This is a genomic window from Bacillus cereus (genome assembly GCF_002567495.1).
Taxonomy (GTDB): Bacteria; Bacillota; Bacilli; order Bacillales; family Bacillaceae_G; genus Bacillus_A; species Bacillus_A cereus_AQ.
Genome location: NZ_NVAP01000067.1, coordinates 1 through 19,652, shown reverse-complemented (window position 1 = coordinate 19,652; position 19,652 = coordinate 1). Strand labels below are relative to the sequence as shown.

The window sequence follows — 19,652 nt, the reverse complement described above, 5'->3', positions numbered from 1 at the left end:
CCCCCACTTCAAACAGTCCGCTAGGACGTTAAGTGGCGGGTAGTTCACACGAATGACTGAATCAAAATGCGTTTATTTTTCCCATTTAGATGAAAAACCACATAACCTCTAAGGTGAAGTATTATCTGAATAATCCGCACAATCGTTGATTTTACTCGTTTTATCGTAGATCATTTAAATTCTATTTACTTGTCTTTAATTATATAAAACTGCTTCTATTTGTAAAATCACTACTTTACAATACAATTTCAATTTTTAAAAGTAAATTAGTTAAACACACTGATTTTTTGCTTAACGCCTAGATAACTTGTTACTCTAATTCAAAACTTAAATCCCCCAGCTGCTTCTTATTTAAAACTACATAGCCTTATCATGGCTATAAACTCTTATTTGAAACTGCATAGCTTTATCGGGGCTATAAACTCTTATTTGAAACTACATAGCTTTATTGCGGCTATAAACTCTTATTTGAAACTGTATAGCTTCATCATGGTTATTGCTTCTTATTTGAAACTATATAGCCTTATCATGGCTATTACTTCTTACTTGAAACTATGTAGCCTTATCATGGCTATAAGCTCTTATTTGAAACTGTATAGCTTTATCATGGCTGTTACCTCTTACTTGAAACTACATAGCCTTATCGTGGCTATAAGCCCTTATTTAAAACTACATAGCCTTATCCTGGCTATAAACTTCTTATTTGAAACTGCATAGCCTTCATCCTGGCTATTACTTCTTATTTGAAACTGCATAGCCTTATCGCGGCTATAAGCCCTTACTTGAAACTATATAGCCTTATCATGGCTATTACTTCTTACTTATAATAATGAATAGCTATATTGTGGTTATAATTTCGTAATTTATGAAACGTTATAGCTATATGATGGCTACAACTTTTAAAAAATGAAACGAGAATATCCTGAAAATCATTCGACTAAAAAATTTTTTATTCTATGTATTTTACTAATAAACGTTGATATAAAGCCATTTCATTAAATATGAAAGAAAACACAATAAAATCATTATAGCTATATGATGGCTACAACTTACACTTTAAAACTTCAAACAAATCTATATATACCAAGGGTTACAGCAGCTTTCAATAAAATATAACTTGTTTTAAAAACATGAAACGTTATAGCTATATGACGGCAGGAAACATGAAACGAAATGAAACGTTTATAGCGGTATGATGGCTACAACTTTTCATTTAAAAACAGTTATAACTCCCTATATATCAGTGTTTATATGGAATCTACAGAAATTTCTCAGTCAATCAAAACATGAAACGTTATAGCTATATGATGGCTACAACTTTAAAACAAAATTAGCATAAAACCCTATAAAATCAATGGTTTAGAAAGATTTATCCCACTACATACTACGTTTCATATTTAAAAAACTTCATAGCCCTATGGTGGCAACAAACTTTTTTTCATGAAACGTCAAACCCCTTGTCGCACAAGGGATTGAGGCACGTTTCATTTTTTCATTTTTCCTCTTAAAGGGACAGATTTCACCAGCATTCGATTTGATATAATCAAAAATGAAATTCTATATCTAATTGTGGGGAAAACTGCAACTTAACATATAAGGAGGTGAAAAAGATGGCAAAACCTTTCGTTATAAAGAACAAACGTAGTTTAAATGGTGAAACAACAACACCGGTAATTGTAACAATTAAATCATGGCAAAAGTTAGTAGCAGCTTTGGAAGGTAAGTATTACAGTTTTAAAGATACCTATCTAGAAGACATTGTGAATTCAATGTCCTATGAAGAACGAATTGCAGATGAAGAGGGATTTGTTGCTAAAGCAAAGCCATCTTTTTCACTGAAAATGAAAAAGATTGTAGATAAAGTAAGTGAATTTGATAAAAACGAAGGCAGAAAACATAAGCTATATGGTATTACAAATGCTGATTTAGAAGTATTTCTATTTCTTCATAAAAAATGTAATACATATGGTGAGCTTTCGCATGTATCGATCCACATGCTTTGGGAAGATTATAAAAATTATAAAGAAGCATTTGCACATATTCACCACTCCCAATTTTATGTGGCTTTGAAGAAGTTAAGTTTCCATAACATCATTACAATCGAAAATGAGTACAGTGGTAAATATAAAATCACCTTAACTGATTTCATGAATAAAGAAACGAATAAAGCAAATGCATATACATTTATTAGCCCGATAGTATTTACCAAAGAATTCTTTGAGTTATCCATTGCAGCTAAGAAACTATTCATGGATGTAGCAATGCAGCAGAAACGCGAAACTACCCTGAAACGTTCTTTATTCAAAGTTGATGAACAAGGAAACTCAACACACTTTGGTGGTATGTATCGTTACTTACATAAGAAATACCCACATCAGATTCGTGCTGTACTTGAGGAATTAGAAACAAAACTTTCTGCTACTGGATCTCCTTTATTTAAAATTTGCAAGTTAGAAAAAGGGAAGAAGAATAAAAAGCAATATACAACATTGCATTTATCTGTACATCCTGATTTCTTATGCGTGAAAGAAGAAGGAGCAGAATACCGTGATCCTTTTACACCACGAGATACATATAAGCGTAAAGTTAAATTCATTGAGAACTTGTTAGTTGAAATGAATATTGCTGAATTTGCAAAGGATATGAACCAATTCATTAACGTTTTAAAACACTCTTGTCACCGTCAAATTCGCCAAGTAGTTCGTGGCTTACGAGAAATGATTGATCGACAAGAAGGATATCCTAAAAAGCTAGTTTATACACTAAGTAAATTATTAAAGCAATCTTCTCAATATCGTGTATTAGACACAGCTGCTAAAACTGGAATTTATCCTTTAATTACACATAATGTACCTAAACATGATCAAGAAGAGGCCATTTTTAAATTTGGTACTCATTTTGCTATATACTCTTTACGCAATGTTCAAAAGCTATTCCGTAAAGCGCATGACCTGCTTCATGCGAAATATGCTGTACCTGTAACTATAGATGCTTATCATCGTAATTACATGCAGTATCAAGAGGAATCACTATTTAGAAAATATGCTTATGAGCAAGGAGTAAATATTAACGCATATACAGCATTAGAAATTGAAATCCGTGAACTATTAAAGTCTAGCGGACATCAAGGAACTAACATGCCTAGTGATATTCGTGAACTGTTCATTGAAAAAGTTGATAAATTGCCGAAAGAAAAGATTCGTGTAATTGAGGTCCCTGAAGACTTTAATTTAATTCAGTTTCTACAATCCTTAGAAGCATACTACCGTTCAACAAGTGAAACACCACATTCGGTTGATCAGCTGCTTCCAGCAATGTAAAGATACAGCTCTCTATTTTTGAAAAAACAAAAGTGGAGGGCTATTCGTGTTGAAGATCCCCTGTGAAATGCACTACTTCTAACAAAACAGAGAGAAAGTTTTCAATGTTAATGATTACGCCTCTCTATTTTTTATGCAATTACATACATTGCACATAAATCAAAATGAGATATTCACAATTTTCAAGCTGTTAAATCTGAATTTTCAGTCCTTTTGTGTTATTTCATCTACAAAAAAGCAGAAATTTTTTTATAATTCTGTTGATATCTTAATAATTTTGACCTAATGTGTATAACATAAAGCCTTAAGCGCTGTTCTTATCATGTTCTATCTCTAAATCTACTTAAAATCAGCAAAACTTCTGTTAGTTATGTTTAAAAAGTGGATTCTGTTCCTAACTTCGACCAATTTGTTAATAAATTGTGTGTAGTTTTTAATAAATGTGGAACTTTTGTTCGTAAGTCAACAAAATTTGCATTTATTATTTATTCATTCACTCGCATCAAATTAACGATGATTATATGTAGTTTTTATATACCTACTTTACGATATTTTGTAGTTTTTAATCATCATTCAGCTCATTAAGTACATTCCCAGTATTTACTTTTTATGATTTTTTGCGGCTAGAGTAATAATGAACCCTTAGCACAGCAATGTTTTAAGACGATTTTTTCTCTGTATAAAAGTTTTATCTTTTTTCTTTATATATATTAAAGATATATATTATATTAGGTTTTTATATTGTGTAATACTTACTATAGAGACTAGACCCTGTGTAAAACCAATTTCATTTCTTAATGGAATTGGTTTTTTTTATGTATTTTAATAAACATTATATTTAGTTTTAATCTTCCTAAAAAAATTTTGATATAAAACATAAATCTTTTTATTTCTCTTAGATTTCTGAAAAAAGTAAATCATACTTAAAGTAGATAGTTGATTAGTGGAAATTACAATGAACTTTGTAATCTCCTAACCATTTAAAAAGAGAGGTGAAGACATGGTAAAAAAGAAATCCCAGAAAAACGCCGAAAAAAAGAAATTTACATTCTTTAAAAAAGCAAAGAATAAAACAACTGAAATATTAGATATGCAACTAGAAAATTCAGAAGCACTTAAAGAAAAGAAGAAACGTAAAACAAGGGAGAAAGTTCCGGCGATAACAGGAAGAAAAGTAGGTAAGGTTACATTTTGGTGTGTGATGGGATTCGTGTTTGTAGGAAGCTCTCTTTCATTTATCCAACTTGCCGGTCCTCCTAGAGCAGTAGCTGTTCAAGAAAAGAAGGAGGAACCCGTAAAAATTAAAATGTCAGAAGCAGAATTAATTGCATATGCGAATAGTTTTGCCGCAAATTATTTTAACTGGAAAGTTGATATGAATGTAGCTGAAGAGCGAAAAAAACGATTAGAGAAATTTCTAGTTGAAGGATCTGATGCGCAAGGTGGATTAAATAGAGACACTTTAAAAAACGCCTCTAGTACTTTAGTTAAGTCGGAAGCAGTAGAGGTCCGCCAAAAAGGAAATGAAGCAGAAGTTACATTGAAAATCATTCAGAAACTAGAACCTGTAAATAATCCTGCTCCAGGAATGACTCAAGCCCCAGATACACCAAAAGAGCCTAAAGAAGTTACCAGGTACTTCTCTATTCCGATTTTAATGGAGGAAGGAAAAATGGTCGTTCCTAACAATCCTACAATCGTTCATGGAGAGAGAGAAAAGGCATCTTATAAAGTGGCTACATTCAAATCAGAAGGACGAGAAATTAATACAGATGCAGAAGTGAAAAAAGTAGAACAATTTTTACAATCAGTATTTAAAGTTTATACAGAAGGAACACCAGAAGAAATTGCTTACTACTTTGAAAAAAGTAATATAACAAATGGACTAAAAGGCATTATGACATTTAGCAAATTAGAAAACCTACGAATTTATGAAGATAAGGATAAAGGATACAGAGTCTTAGTTGATGCCAAGTTAAAAGACAATGATAGCAGCTTAGAGTACACATACACATATGATTTAAATCTTATAAATAAAGATAACAAGTTTTCAATTAGCTCTATGAAGAAATTTGAAAACACATTAGAGAAAGTGGAGGGTAAATAATTATGGAGCTTTTGGGATTAGATATGGTTGCTCAGCAACTACCTGCTATTACGGATGCTGCGGTTCTAGGGAACATTAATTTTGGGGTAAATATTAAAAACTGGTTAGTAGCTCAGTTAGGTCCAATCTTTTTAGTTTGTGCAATCATCGGTGTAATTGTTCTACTTGTAAAACGACAAATGGCAGCTTTAATTGGTTGGCTGGTACTTTGTGCAATTGTTTCAGTATTTGTATTCTCACCAGACGTATTTAAGGACCTTGGAACAAAATTATATAACTTAGTTTTCAAATGATAACTATTAAAACTCTTGAACTACTCACCACTTACGTCCTTACGGACTGTTTGAAGTGGGAGATTCCTGCGAACACCGATGTAACCACCGGTTATCTTAGCAGGCTCTACCCGTAGTCCCTACGGTGAAAACATAAGTATCTTGTACGTTGACTCACCACACTACCTACTTTAGCTTGGTTTTCGCAACTTCGGCAAGCGTGGGGCGAAAGAACGTTGAAGATTTTACGGTTGCAACGTTTTTCTGCAACCAACCTCATATCTTCAGTTTTCAAAGAGCAATCTGTACAAGTAAATGATAGCAAACATGTTGGCTTATGCCAACCGACATTCATCTCCCACCTAAAATTGGTGCTTCACACCTTCACATTTTTGAGGAAGGAGTCTTCTGTCGGAAAACGATAAATTTTTAAGGAGTTGGTATAAGTGACTCAGAAACCGACTCGTAAGGAAGTAAGGACTTATAACTCTATTTGGGATATTCCAAAGAGTTTATATGGGATAAGGGACATAACGCTCCCTTTCCCAGTACCTTACAGACAACTGGGAATCTTTGTTGGGACACTTTTAGTAATTATATTTCTAGATCAGTTTTTACCCTTAGGAGAGAATGTCTTTTTCAAATATTTAATATTACCTGGTGGTATAGCGTACTTCTTTGGAAATGTTGAATTAGATGGAAAGAGCCCACACAAATTTATATATCGATTCTTTGCATTCACATTTGAAAGAAAGAAGTTGAGTCGTTATAAGGATACAACTGGTAATATTGGAAGCTATCAATATAAGACGGTAGTCCGCTTTAAGAATGATTCAATTAAGAAAAAGTAATTAATTAATCTATACAGAAGAATTAGTTTTGTCTCATATTCTTCTCTAAGGAGGTACAAATGAATCAGGTTGAATTTCCTGTCAAATATTTTCATGATAATTTGATTTTTAACCAAGATGGTTCTTGCTGGGCGTATTATGAGGCATACGGGATTCCTTATGAATTTAAAGGAGACGATGATAAAAATACGTTGTTTATGCGACAACTCGGATTATTTTGGAATTATGAAGAAGAAAAACATCTCTTAATGATACCTGTTTATCAGAATTTCAAAGAAAAAGCCGATGAGTTTAAACAAACAATCAGTGGAGAACTAAAAGAGCTTGCAATAGATCATACTGATGACGTTGTCCATGAGTTAGAAAGGAAATTTGGTAAAAACGCTGTAGAATATCGTTATTTTATTGGTGTGAAATTAAAAGTAAGACACATACAAGAAGGATTTAAGGAAATGCTTTATACAGCATTTCATACCTTTAAAAATACTGCAGAACAGTTTGGATTACTTGGTGATACCAAAATATTAAAAACTGATTTAGAGATGTTTAAACGGGAATCTAGCGCTTTTAAAAACAAAATAAGAAAACATTTAGCAGTAAGAAGTCTAGAAACAAATGAGACTCAATGGATTGTGTTACGAAACTTCTATCGTACATTGGAAGCACCTGTTACAGCAGGATGGACGCCCCCAGTAGTTGATGATGATTCTGCTATCTTTCCGAATCAAGAGAGTTTATTACGCTTAACAGAATCCGAAATAGACGTTAAAGGAAGACATATAGAAATGTCTCAAATCGGTTCTGATGGATTAGAGTATCAAGCATATATGAGTTTCTTATCGGCATCGAAGATTCCATACACAATGGAATTTCCAGACCAAGAGTGGATGTATATGATCCAAAATATAGATTTCCCAATCGAACTAAGTGTTCGTACAGAAAACATTAACCATCGTAAAGCTCTATCTAAACTTAATAAAAAGAAAAAAGATTTAGAAGACCAAGAAGCACATGCAAGGGAAAATGCACAAACTGTTGGGCTAAACGTGTATGAAGGTGTTCAAGAAGCTACTGAATTACAAGCCCTTATACAAAAGACACGTATGCCACTAGTTAAGACATCAGTATCTTTCTGTATATGTGCTGAAGATTTAGATACAATGCGTCGAAACACCAATTCACTTATTTCTATTTATAGAGAGATGATGATTGAACTAGTAAGACCATATGGAGATCAGTTCCTACTGTTTAATGAATTTATCCCTGGTGCTAGAAGATATGTAAATGATTATATACACTTTATGGAGCCTGGAGTTCTGGCGGCCGGTATGTTTGGTGCAACACAAGATTTAGGTGATAATATCGGATTTTATATAGGTACAACTGGTATTTTAAACAAAGCAGTTTATATGACACCTTCTCTCGCAGCGACAAATACCGTTGCAAATCAAAAAACGAGTGCACTTTCAGTTGCAGTAACAGGAAGTACTGGTTCCGGTAAATCATTTGGAACGAACTTAATTGTTTACCTAGCTGTACTTGGAGGAGCTCAAACACTGATAGTCGATCCAAAAGGTGAGCGGGGAAACTGGACAGAAGATTTACACGGTTTAGAAGGTAAGGTAAATGTAATTACACTAGGGACTGATAGACGAGATGAAGGGAAACTAGACCCATTTATCATTTATAAACATAGCAGAAAAGATGCAATTGAGTTAGCAATGACAATTCTTACTTTCATTACAGGTATTAAACCTGATAACTCGGAAAAATTCCCGCGTTTGGCTTCGGCTGTAGAATTTGTTGCAGGGATGGAAGAACCGTGCTTAACAGCTGTATCTCAATACCTTGAAGATAGTGAGGATAAAGTGGATCAACAATTAGCTGCTCATATTCAAGCTTTTGAGAATTTATCCTTTGCACACTTAATCTTTGGTGATGGAACAAATAGAGACATTGAACTTGATACAGCAGTAAATATCATACAAATTCAGCATCTTGATATGCCAGACATTCAAAAAGATCCGAAAGATTATACCTTGCAAGAAAATTTATCGGTTAGTATGCTGATGTCTCTATCTTCCTTTGCAAGAAAATTCTTTCAAAAAGACACTACTAAATTCAAAATTGTTTTATTGGATGAAGCATGGGCAATCATGGGAACTTCTCAAGGGCGAGAGTTAGCTCGTAAGCTAGTTCGTGAAGGTCGTGCCTTAAACTCTGCAGTATACTTTGCTACTCAAAGTGCAAGTGACCTTGGAGATGAGACATTTAAGAATAATATCGGTATGAAGTTCTCATTCCGTAATACCGACAGTAAAGAGATTTCTTCAATCTTAGATTTCTTTGGATTACCTGATAATGAAGAAAATCATGCGATTATTACTAATTTAGAAACAGGACAATGTTTATTCCAAGATATCCAAGGAAGAACAGGTGTTGTCACAATGGATGTAGTGTTTAAAGATTTATACGATGCATTTGATACTAGACCAAATGCAAGGAAGAATTATAGAAAGTCAAATGATGATGAAAAGCAGGAAGTTAATGCAACCTTTGTCGAAGAAGGGGGAGAAAAAATAAACGTAGGAGTGAGTTAACATGGTAAAAACTAAACTAAAAAAATTAATGCTATCTAGCATATGTGCTGGCGCTCTAATTCTGAGTGCTGCATGTGGAAATAGCGAAACAAATGTAGGGGAAGAAAAAGATAAACAGGGGCACACTCCTAGGGAAATGATGTTGGATTTTGTAAAGGCCGACTTACAAAATGATAATAAAACAATTAGAAAGCTTATCGTCGATGGAGATAAAAATAAAATTTTAGATCCGAATCAAGGACCACAAAATAATTTATCTTACAAAGATTATACAGTAAAAGAGTATGTAGTAGATAAGGATACAATTATGTATAACTTTATTTCAAAGAAGCCCCCTAAAAATATCGATAAAGCAGTTAAATGGGTAAGAGTAGTTCGTACAGAAGATGGTTTTAAAGTACGTAGTTATGCTGCCCCTTATCGAAATGAAATCGATGAAGTAGCAAATACTAAACCTACAAAAGAGTTTAGTTCGAAAGATTAATGGGTTTCCCATAAAAGGGGGAGTAACATGTAATGAAAAAGTTTATTACCCTATTGTTATTGGTTTGTACATTTCTTTTAGCATTTAATTTATTTTTTAAAGCTGCTCCAGTATATGCTGAGGAAGAACCCAGACCTTCTCTTATAGACGATATTATTCCAAAGAATAAGGAAAAATTAAAATATGAAGAGTACCCTCCAAGTAGCTATGGGATTGATATTTATACACCAGAAGGTGGATTTGGTGAATCCCTTAAGTTTTGGAAATGGGGAGATAAAGTTAAAGAACAAATGGTTGCTGTATTATTTAGTCTTATAAGTATTGGATGGACCATTAATCTTGGAGTTAGTACTTTTGTTACAAGTATGGTTGGCCAATCTATGAGTCTCAATATTGTAGCTGATGTAGGAGATAAATTAGGCGATGTAATTACTAAAGCAGCCGGGTTCAATGGTTCTTGGGGGAATGGAATATATAGTGAATTAATTGGACTCATGTTAGCTTTATTAGCTTGCTGGGTTATCTGGGTAGGTTTTGTACAACGACGCCAGTCAGATATGCTAGGAGGATTGTTAAAAGCATTAGGTATCTTAGTTTTTACTTTAGGTTTTTTCGCAAATTCAAGTTATATTATCAAAGGATTGAACACTTTCTCGGAACAAGTAAATAAAACTGTTCTTGATTCAACACAAAGTATTAGTGGAGCAAATGAAGGATATTCAAGCGGTGTCGATTCCATCACTGATTTAACACACACCCTATTAATCAAACAACCTTATACATTATTACAGTTTGGTACAACAGATATGAAGAAAATCGGTGATGAAAGAATTAAGAAAATGTTAACAACAATAGCGGTAGATGAAAGGCAGGAGCTATTAAAAGAGGAAGTAGAGCAGAAGAAAAATACGATATTAACTTTGGATGCTACTTTCGAACGTGGTGCATTAGTATTATTGCTTTTCGTAATCAATGGACCTTTATGGGTTGTCTTAGGCTTATGTAGTATGGCGATGTTGTTCTACCAATTAATGTTTATTATCGTAGCATTAATGTCACCAGTAATGTTATTGATGGCATTAGTACCTGCATGGACTGGGACAGCAAAAAGATTTTTATCTGAATTGTTCCGAACGCTACTTATGAAAGTTGCAATTGGCTTTCTTATAACTTTAATGTTTTGGGTTTCTTCAATCTTATTTAGTGCAACTGATAAGTATGGTTATTTAGTAGTTGCTGCATTACAAGTACTTTCATTCTTAGGTGTTTGGTTATATCGTAAAACAATTTTTGATGCTATTACTACGGTACCAGCAAGTGCAGGAGCTGCACGGGCATCGGATGCTATGAGTAATATTAGGCAGAAATATCGTGATGTTAGACGTGGATCTAAGGCAGTTGGAAGAGGTGTAGCAGTAGCTGGCGCCGCGGGTGTTGCAAGTGCGGCAATGGCCGGGAAAGTGGGTAAATCGGGCTATAGTAAGTTTAAACAGTTGAAAGAAAACTATGCTGATAGAAAAGAAAAGGTAGCAGATGGTAAGCGTAAGGAAAAAGAGCAAATGCAAGCAGAAAAAGAAAAAAATATTAGTCAAATGAAAAAAGAAGAAAATTTAGGTGTTCGTGATAGAAAAGGACATCAGGAGCAAGAAATGGTTCAGGAAGAAGTAGCCGCAACTAAAGAAAATCCAGAATTAGCAGTACGAGAGAAACCTCAAGATAATAATATTGAAGTACAACAAGCAGAATTAAAAGATAAAGAAGAAGATGTAAAGGCGGATGTTAAACCAGTAGCACCATTAAATGAGGAACTAGGTAATAAAGAAGATGAAAAAGCTCAAATCAGACCGGCTGCGACTCAAAATAATGGTGGTCTCGAGAATAAGCAAGAAGATGTAAAAGCGGAAGTAAAACCAGTAGCGGCAATTAAAACACCAACGGGTCAAACTAAGTCAACGGATGATAAACCGATTACACCACCACAGTCAGGAACGACACCAATACCAGCGAATCCGATAGAGAGTAAGCCAATTACACCACCACAGTCAGGAACGACACCAATACCAGCGAATCCGATAGAGAGTAAACCAATTACACCACCACAGTCAGGAACAACACCAGTACCAGCAAATCCGATAGAGAGTAAACCAATTACACCACCACAGTCAGGAACAACACCAATACCAGCGAATCCGATAGAGAGTAAGCCAATTACACCACCACAGTCAGGAACGACACCATTGCCAGCGAATCCGATAGAGAGTAAGCCAATTACACCACCACAGTCAGGAACAACACCAATACCAGCGAATCCAATAGAGAGTAAGCCAGTCACTACTTCACAGGTGAGTACACCACCAAAGCCAGTAGAGGTAAAACCAGTTAATCAACAACAAACTAAAAATGTTCCTAAAGTGAATAATCAACAACATGTAAAAGAAGGAGCAGATATTAAGAAAGTTAATGCAAAAGCACAAACACAACAAGAAGCCTTAAAAAATGTAAAAGCAAAAGAAACCGTAAAACCAAAATAATTCAGCTCGTGAGGGAGGGTTTATACATTGAGTGCGGAACCAAATCGCAACTTTGAAAATGAACATCATCCTGAAGTTGAACTAGAGAATGCTAAGCCTGCCTTGAAAAAGGCAGGCCATTCTTTAGGGAAGGCAGCTGGTAAAGGATCAAAAGTAGCGGGTAAAGCAGTTGCACAAGTAGGTAAGAAAGTAGCAGTTAAAGTAGCTCAAAAGGCAGCAACAGTTGCTGTTGCAAAGCCATTATTAATAATAGCCGGTGTTATTCTGGCTGTTGTTGCAGGTTTAGGTATAGTGATATTTTTATTAACTGCTAGTATGAGTGAAGATGAAGTCAGTCCTGGAGGAATTGGTGGTCCTTTTGCCCCAGGGACTGCAAGTGTTAGTCCTGAAGTAATGAGATGGGAGCCGTTGGTAAGGAAATATGCGGCACAGCATGGTATTGAAGCAATGACTCCTTTAATTCTTGCTCTTATCCAACAAGAAAGTTCTGGAACACAATTAGATGTAATGCAAAGCTCGGAATCACAAGGGCATCCTCCAGGGTATTTTACTGATCCAGAGGAAAGTATAAAATATGGTTTAATGCATTTTGCTGATTGTCATAAAAAATCAAATGGTGATCAAAATACCACATTACAATGTTATAACTACGGAACTGGATACGCTAACTATGCAGTTTCGAAAGGTGGATATACACACGAGAATGCAAGAGCATTTTCTGCAGAGCAATCAGCTAAAAATGGGTATAAATGTGGTTCGTGGCGAAGTGCAGAGGCAGTAGCTAATAATTGGTGTTATGGTGATCCAGACTATGTCCCACATATTATGAGATACTATCAATCTGGTCAAACTCCTGGTGGTTCTGGTGGAATTGCTGGTGGTAGCGTTTTAGGTGATGATGTATTCCAAGCAATTATGGCAGAAGCACTAAAGTATCAGGGATGGCCATATGTGTTTGGAGGGCGAACACCAAATACGTCATTTGACTGTAGTGGAATTATTGAGTATACGTATTCAAGGGTTGGTATTAATTTATTTGGTACTGCACAAACCCAATGGGATAAAACCCAACGTATAACAGATCCTAAGCCAGGAGATTTAGTGTTTTTCCATAGTACTTATGCTACAAGTAACTACATTACGCATGTTGGCATTTATGTAGGAAATAATACAATGTATCATGCTGGCAATCCGATTGGCTATGCTGATTTAGGTAAACCATATTTTCAACAGCATTTTGCAGGGTATGGTCGTGTAGTTAGATAATAATCATGTAACACCTAGCAACTTATGAAACTGCGAAAAGGAGGTAAATCATGAAGAAAATCATCATTATAATAGCAATTTTATTAATAGCTAGTGTAGGGTTTTTAATAAAATATCAATCTGATAATGAAAAACTTAAAACTGATAATATAAAATTAACGAAAAAAGTGGAAAAGGTGGAGGCACAATACAGCGATACGAAAAAGGAATTGTCAGCTCTAAAGAGTAATAATCAACAACAAGTAAAGGAAGCTGCAGAACGATTTCTTAAAGCTTTCCGTACTTATGATACGGGTAAAGGTGAATCATACCTTGCTAATATCGATGCATATATAACACCAAATGCAAAGAAAGAATTAACACCCCCAGGTGGACCAACGCAATCTGCTCCTGGAACTGGAGATGAGAAAGAAAAGAAGAAAGTTTCATTTCAATCTGAATACACAGGTGGCGAGTTGTATTATGCATTTTTGGATACTACAAAAGCAAATGTATTGGCAAAAGTGAAAAGTAAAATTACAGTTAATGGTGTTTCATCTGATAATATGTCATTAATGCAAATAAACCTTATCTATGATGGAAATAAGAAATTATGGCTTGTCGACAAACTTATACCTTTAGCTGATTTAAAAGATCGTATGCCTTAGGGTTTATACACACTTAACATGTAGATTACTAAAAAAGTGCCCCTTTTTATTTTTAATGAGAGGGGCCTTTTTGGAATTTTGTAAACTTAAAATAGGATCGTGAAGTAATTACTAATGTATGGGTGTATTATCAATTCAATTATGTAGATAACACCTGATGTTAAGGGGGAAATGAAGGGCTATTACCAAGTGCTCCAAATAGGACTTGGTATGAAGCGGATATTAATTATTCATCAGGGTATCGAGGTAATGATAGAATTCTTTATTCTAATGATGGATTAGTGTATAAAACTTCTGATCATTATAAAACGTTTACCGAAGTAAAATAGGAAATAGAGGGATTAAATTTATGAATATAGTAAAATTGGATGGAAGAACATTTACTAGTAAAGAAGTATTGCACCAAAAATTAAAAAAACAATTAGATTTCCCTAGTTTTTATGGGGAAAATGCAGATGCTTTGTGGGACTGTTTAACTGGATTTATAGGTCATCCTATAACAATAGAATGGGATTTTTTCGAGAGTACTCAAAAAATATTAGGACCTTATGCGGATTTAATTTTAAAAATATTTCAAGATGCACAAAATGAAATGCCAGGTAAGTTCTATATTGTTGTAAAATAAGTAAAAGGATCTTAGGTAAAAATAAAAACCGTGGAAATATTTAATTTCTACGGTTTTTATTTTATCAATTAGCTTTTCTTTCATAGTGGGCCCTCATACCTCGAATCGTTGCCGTACACCTTTATATGTAGTTATTTACTTACATTTTACAAGTTGTTAACTTATATCAACTAATTACTTTTACTAATTTAGTTAATAACTTTTTATTATGGACTACCTGGTTCGACTTGAATGTACATTACAGGTGCTTTTACTACTTGGGGTAGCACCACATGCCCATCAAGCTAAGAAAACAGATTAACCCCAAAATAAAAAAATCCTTCGCATAATATGTGAGAGGAAAGGAGAGATAAAGGTATTTTAACCTTATCTCTCTTTTTCTATATTAATTTATTTTCAGGTAAAGAATTGATTAGTTATTACTATTTATAAGAACGTGAAGAAGTGTTGATGCCGGTTGGAACTGTGGTAAAGGTTGAGGGGGAATCCAAGGAAATATCAGAGATGTGCATGATGATTTAGCGCAGGGTTATTAATCCATCTTCTATGAAATCGTGGGATTATATAAGCATTTATTATCCTGGAGATCTTAAAATAAAACCTCCCTAATTATAGAAGTGATTTGAACGTAAGGAAATTGTAAGAAATGGATAAGAAAAAAGAAATTTTTATTGTATAGGATACAAATATAGAGAAGCGCAAAAGAGGGAGGGTAAATAGGATACATTTATACGAAAAACAAACTAGTAATAAGAGCATTCTAAATGAAAAAGTAATTTTATGGTACTAACATAGGTGTAAAAGAGAGAGGATTTACCCTTGGTTATGACAGAATGGTGTATGGATAGAGCCGAGAATCCTGGTCTTTTTAAAAGTATTTTACTTGTTGAATTTAGACAGTAGGGATAAAGACGGAATAGTAGTTTATGTGATGTTTGTAATTGAACAAATAAAAGATGAAATCAATCATTTATCTAAGGAGGTATTTTTCTTATGGAAAATAAATTATCTGGGGTGTTAGCCGCTACTTTGGCTCTAACGATGAGTCTACCAACAGGAGCGATAGCCTCTTCTAGCAGTAAGACTCCGGTTGTATCTAGCCAAGAAGTTGGTAGCAAAGATTTGGAGAAGATTGCTGCAGAGAACGCTGAACTACTCACGAAGTCCTATGAGACGACTAGCGTACAGTATGCGCTGATTGATAATGGTAAACTTATTTTGTCGGGGCAGACAGGTAAGAATGACACAGAAGGGAAAGAACCACTAACCAAAGATACTCTATACGGAATTGGTTCAACCAGTAAAGTATATACGGCTGCGGCTGTTATGAAACTAGTAGACGAAGGAAAAGTTGATTTGGATGCTCCTGTTGCCCGCTATATTCCTGATTTCAAAATGAAAGATAAACGATATAAGCGTATTACACCGCGTATGTTGTTGAATCACTCCTCGGGTTTGCAAGGTTCCACGTTCAATAATGCATTTTTATTTAAAGATAATGACGCTTATGCCCATGATATCTTGTTGCAGCAATTGTCCAACCAAAACTTGAAGGCAGATCCTGGTGCGTTCTCAGTATACTGTAATGACGGTTTTACGCTGGCTGAGATCTTGGTAGAAAGAGTCAGCGGTATGAGTTTTACTGAATTTCTACATCAAAAGTTTACAGAACCATTAAAACTGAATCATACGATAACATCGCAAGACAAATGGGAAGACGAAAAGCGGGCTGGACAGTATTCCCCGACATACCAGGGACAGCTTCCAAGTGAAATGGTAAACTTGATTGGTACGGGAGGAATCTCCTCTACTGCAGAAGATGTGGTGCGATTCTCACAAATATTTATGGGACAGGGAAAAGAAATTCTCTCTAATAAAGCAGTCAAGGCGATGGAACAAGAAGAATATAAAAAAGGAATGTGGCCGGGAGATAGCGAAAATGTGTTCAACTATGGTCTTGGCTGGGATAGTGTGAAACTATACCCATTCAGTGAATATGGGATAAAAGCGTTGACTAAGGGTGGGGATACGATACTGCAACATGCTACATTGGTCGTGCTTCCAGAACAGAAGATGGCAGCAGCTGTATTGTCCTCCGGCGGCTCCAGCATGACAAATCAACTGTTGGCAAACAAATTACTGCTAGCTAGGCTTAAAGAGAAAGGGACAATTAAGGATATAAAACCAGATAAATCCTTCGGCAAACCAGTCAAGGCTAAAGTACCTCAAGACGTGGTAAAAAAAGCGGGTTTTTATGGAAATAGCCGCAGCCATTTCAAAATAGAAATTACGAAGAAGGGAGAACTGTTTTTACCAACTAAACCGGAAGAAAAATATGTATATACGGCGGATGGAAGCTTTATAAATGAGAAGGGTACCTCCAAGCTTAACTTCGTTACTGAGAAGAATGGAAAAGTTTATTTGAGAGAGAGCACATATGAATTATCGCCGGGATTGGGGCAAAATGTGCTGACTCAATATTTAGCCCAAAAATTAGAAAACAATGTGTTACCGAAGAAAACAGCTGATACATGGGCGAAGCGTGAGGGTGGCAAGTTCTACCTCGTTAACGAAAAATTTGATTCTATGAACTATCTAGGACAACTAATGCCTCTTAATACACAAATTACAATCAAGGATGGGTATTGGGACGGCAAAAAAATTACGGGTCCAAATTCGGCAATGCATCAAATTCAGATTCCCGTGATGAATGGGCGGGATACGAAGGAAGCCCATTTCTATACAGAGAATGGTAATGAATATATGGAGATGGCCAGCTTGTTATACGTCAGTGAATCTAACGTGAAATCCCTTGATGCAGGTCAATTATCGAAAGTTGCACTGCAAGAAAATGGGCATGCCAAATGGTTTACAATTCCGCAAACGGCAGCAGGGAAAACGATGACTGTGGAGTTGCAATCAGGAAGTTCATTCGCGGTGTATGATGAGAATGGAGTATGCGTCAATTTTACCGTTGTTAGTGACAATAACAAAGTGAAACTACCAGAGAACGGAACGGTTGTATTTGCTGGCGCACCGAACTCAGAATTTACAGTCGCATTGAACTAGCTACAACTGAGGGAAGTCTTTAATAAAACAGTACGACATGGAAAAGTTATTTTATTTGTATCTTAAGTATTCCCTTAAATGATATTACACTTAAATTCTTAGCTTAATAGCAATGGGATAGCACCATATGCCCATCAACCTAAGAAAATAAATCAACCCCATATCCATCAAGCTAGTAAAAATAAATACCCCCAAAATAGTAAAATTGACATCCCCAGAGTAAAAATGTAAAAAATTATTGTTTAGGGGGCAGCATAAAACCTTAGCTTGATAGCGATGGGATAGCACCAACATTTCGCAAATTTTGTACGCTAAGCAAAATTTCATAAAGAAAAAGCCGATTTCCTGTACGCTAGGAACTCGACTTTTTTAGATTGATATATTCTGACTAAAACTCCCTCAAATAACTAAGGGAGTTTTTTAGTAAATTATAGTTTAGTAATATATTGTACTCATTGAGTAAACAATTTTGCATCCGCCCAGTCAGCATGATCATTGTCAATATTATCATTAGCATTATACGAAACTAACTCCAGTGTATTTTTTCCTGCAATATTTACTTCTACATGTTCAGCTGGATCGTGAGATTTTTTAACCGGACTTATATACAGAATTTTACCATCAGCGATTATCACAAAATTCACAGAACCATGACCAGCTGCTACTTGATCATCTATTCCTACATCTACTGTAAATTTAGAATACTGTCCATGCAAATTGTACTTAATTGTACTATTTGCATGTGAGCCAATTCCTTTGTCATATTGCACACCATTAATAGATAACTTCGTTTTATAAAATGATTGGTTTTTATTATACGAAGAATAATTAGGATTTATTTTCTCTATATCTCCTACAACAGAAATCGGAGTCAACGTGTCACTTAAATATACAGGTACAGATGTAGCAGCTAAAGTGGTTGTATTTCCACTTACAAAAAATGTACAAATAGTAATCATTAAAACTGCAACTAAACTTAATACTTTAAACCGAAAACATTTTGGATTAATAACATACTTTGTATTCATATCAAATCCCCTTTCGATTTTGTAAATTACCTCTCTAATCTTTACATATCAATCTAAAATTTTTAAACTATTTCCATGATTATAAATATTTATACAGAATTGTAAGAAAATTGAAAGCGTATTCCTGTGTTTTTAAGTAAAAGCTGATACAGGGATTTTCGTGTATCTCCAAAAGGGACACCTATGTCCGTAGGTGTCCCTTTTGGGGGATATACATGATTAAATTTAACTTTGTAACCCTAATACCCTAATAATCTCAATTGTTTTATTATCTTTTATTTTAAAATAAAGCCTTTTCCCTATACGTTCACTAATTACAATATTTCCAGAGGCTAATTTACGCAAATGTTGTACAATCAAATCCTCTGTAATTCTTGTTTGCTTACTTAAATCAGAAACTGACAACGATCCATATGTAATCAATTTACAAACAATTGATAATCGAGTAGAATTCCCTAATAACCCTAAAACTTTTATATTTTCTGTATAGAAACTAAAATTCATATGAAAAGCATGTAACAGATCTTCCAACCTCCTAAAATAAGATGAATATCAACCAAAATATCTTAACATAAAAATAATGAAAACACCCTAAAATATACCAATTGTTCATTGAGAAAAATGATACTTGAATGGGAGTCCAATACATATTCTTAGAATTAAAGTGATTCAAATCGGAGGAAGGAACCTTTGGCGTGCCTTTTTATTTGTGGATTTTTTTAGAAAATATTTGAAATATAATACAGTAGATTATATTATTGTGTGTATGATTTCTGGTTTTAAAAATTACAAAAATTAATAGGGGGAAACAATAATGAAGTTAGGAAAATTGGCATTAATTGGGGCGTTAAC

At 34.6% G+C, this 19,652-nt stretch carries 13 protein-coding genes and 1 pseudogene; 12 read left to right on the top strand and 2 right to left on the bottom strand.

The genetic code is table 11. The features are described from left to right. Positions 1 to 1,610 precede the first annotated feature (1,610 nt). From COK05_RS27850 to COK05_RS27780, 12 genes and pseudogenes are all read left to right on the top strand, one after another. Entirely contained in the window at positions 1,611 to 3,320 is a 1,710-nt protein-coding gene (locus COK05_RS27850) for a hypothetical protein (RefSeq protein ID WP_098615110.1), read from the top strand. Between the two features lie 1,000 nt (positions 3,321 to 4,320). Next, the gene (locus COK05_RS27840; RefSeq protein WP_098615109.1) at positions 4,321 to 5,427 is read left to right on the top strand and encodes a conjugal transfer protein; all 1,107 of its coding nucleotides are present in this window, start codon (positions 4,321 to 4,323) and stop codon (positions 5,425 to 5,427) included. 2 nt (positions 5,428 to 5,429) lie between these two features. Beyond that, positions 5,430 to 5,720, top strand: a complete 291-nt coding sequence (locus COK05_RS27835) for a hypothetical protein (protein WP_050845184.1) — start codon at positions 5,430 to 5,432, stop codon at positions 5,718 to 5,720. Positions 5,721 to 6,145: 425 nt separating this feature from the next. Further along, complete coding sequence (locus COK05_RS27825; RefSeq protein ID WP_098615108.1) at positions 6,146 to 6,550, top strand: TcpE family conjugal transfer membrane protein; 405 nt, start codon at positions 6,146 to 6,148, stop codon at positions 6,548 to 6,550. Positions 6,551 to 6,609: 59 nt separating this feature from the next. Next, positions 6,610 to 9,150 (top strand): ATP-binding protein, encoded by a 2,541-nt coding sequence (locus COK05_RS27820; RefSeq protein ID WP_098615107.1) that lies wholly within the window; start codon positions 6,610 to 6,612, stop codon positions 9,148 to 9,150. A gap of 1 nt (position 9,151) precedes the next feature. After that, the gene (locus COK05_RS27815; RefSeq protein ID WP_098615106.1) at positions 9,152 to 9,634 is read left to right on the top strand and encodes a hypothetical protein; all 483 of its coding nucleotides are present in this window, start codon (positions 9,152 to 9,154) and stop codon (positions 9,632 to 9,634) included. Positions 9,635 to 9,666: 32 nt separating this feature from the next. Continuing rightward, positions 9,667 to 12,165 (top strand): MFS transporter, encoded by a 2,499-nt coding sequence (locus COK05_RS27810; protein WP_098615105.1) that lies wholly within the window; start codon positions 9,667 to 9,669, stop codon positions 12,163 to 12,165. Between the two features lie 27 nt (positions 12,166 to 12,192). After that, positions 12,193 to 13,431 carry a bifunctional lytic transglycosylase/C40 family peptidase gene (locus COK05_RS27805; RefSeq protein ID WP_098615104.1) on the top strand — a complete coding sequence of 413 codons (1,239 nt, stop codon included), beginning with the start codon at positions 12,193 to 12,195 and terminating at the stop codon, positions 13,429 to 13,431. A 50-nt stretch (positions 13,432 to 13,481) separates the two neighbouring features. Beyond that, positions 13,482 to 14,078 (top strand): hypothetical protein, encoded by a 597-nt coding sequence (locus tag COK05_RS27800; RefSeq protein ID WP_098615103.1) that lies wholly within the window; start codon positions 13,482 to 13,484, stop codon positions 14,076 to 14,078. A 182-nt stretch (positions 14,079 to 14,260) separates the two neighbouring features. Further along, positions 14,261 to 14,407 (top strand): annotated as a pseudogene (locus COK05_RS27795) (ribonuclease domain-containing protein); the annotation flags it as partial. A 20-nt stretch (positions 14,408 to 14,427) separates the two neighbouring features. Continuing rightward, complete coding sequence (locus COK05_RS27790; protein ID WP_098615102.1) at positions 14,428 to 14,703, top strand: barstar family protein; 276 nt, start codon at positions 14,428 to 14,430, stop codon at positions 14,701 to 14,703. Positions 14,704 to 15,696: 993 nt separating this feature from the next. After that, positions 15,697 to 17,772: a serine hydrolase domain-containing protein gene (locus COK05_RS27780; RefSeq protein ID WP_098615101.1), complete on the top strand. Its 2,076-nt coding sequence runs from the start codon at positions 15,697 to 15,699 to the stop codon at positions 17,770 to 17,772. Positions 17,773 to 18,224: 452 nt separating this feature from the next. Here COK05_RS27780 and COK05_RS27775 read toward each other — a convergent pair whose 3' ends face one another. Together COK05_RS27775 and COK05_RS27770 are read right to left on the bottom strand one after the other, a co-directional pair. Next, entirely contained in the window at positions 18,225 to 18,800 is a 576-nt protein-coding gene (locus COK05_RS27775; protein WP_098615100.1) for an NPCBM/NEW2 domain-containing protein, read from the bottom strand. Positions 18,801 to 19,025: 225 nt separating this feature from the next. Continuing rightward, complete coding sequence (locus COK05_RS27770; RefSeq protein ID WP_098615111.1) at positions 19,026 to 19,304, bottom strand: ArsR/SmtB family transcription factor; 279 nt, start codon at positions 19,302 to 19,304, stop codon at positions 19,026 to 19,028. Positions 19,305 to 19,652 lie beyond the last annotated feature (348 nt).

Excerpts from the sequence above, each read along its gene's own strand:
- COK05_RS27850 (WP_098615110.1), top strand. The coding sequence starts at position 1,611 with ATGGCAAAACCTTTCGTTATAAAGAACAAACGTAGTTTAAATGGTGAA.
- COK05_RS27840 (WP_098615109.1), top strand. The coding sequence starts at position 4,321 with ATGGTAAAAAAGAAATCCCAGAAAAACGCCGAAAAAAAGAAATTTACA.
- COK05_RS27835 (WP_050845184.1), top strand. The coding sequence starts at position 5,430 with ATGGAGCTTTTGGGATTAGATATGGTTGCTCAGCAACTACCTGCTATT.
- COK05_RS27820 (WP_098615107.1), top strand. The coding sequence starts at position 6,610 with ATGAATCAGGTTGAATTTCCTGTCAAATATTTTCATGATAATTTGATT.
- COK05_RS27815 (WP_098615106.1), top strand. The coding sequence starts at position 9,152 with ATGGTAAAAACTAAACTAAAAAAATTAATGCTATCTAGCATATGTGCT.
- COK05_RS27810 (WP_098615105.1), top strand. The coding sequence starts at position 9,667 with ATGAAAAAGTTTATTACCCTATTGTTATTGGTTTGTACATTTCTTTTA.
- COK05_RS27800 (WP_098615103.1), top strand. The coding sequence starts at position 13,482 with ATGAAGAAAATCATCATTATAATAGCAATTTTATTAATAGCTAGTGTA.
- COK05_RS27790 (WP_098615102.1), top strand. The coding sequence starts at position 14,428 with ATGAATATAGTAAAATTGGATGGAAGAACATTTACTAGTAAAGAAGTA.
- COK05_RS27780 (WP_098615101.1), top strand. The coding sequence starts at position 15,697 with ATGGAAAATAAATTATCTGGGGTGTTAGCCGCTACTTTGGCTCTAACG.
- COK05_RS27775 (WP_098615100.1), bottom strand. The coding sequence starts at position 18,800 with ATGAATACAAAGTATGTTATTAATCCAAAATGTTTTCGGTTTAAAGTA.
- COK05_RS27770 (WP_098615111.1), bottom strand. The coding sequence starts at position 19,304 with ATGAATTTTAGTTTCTATACAGAAAATATAAAAGTTTTAGGGTTATTA.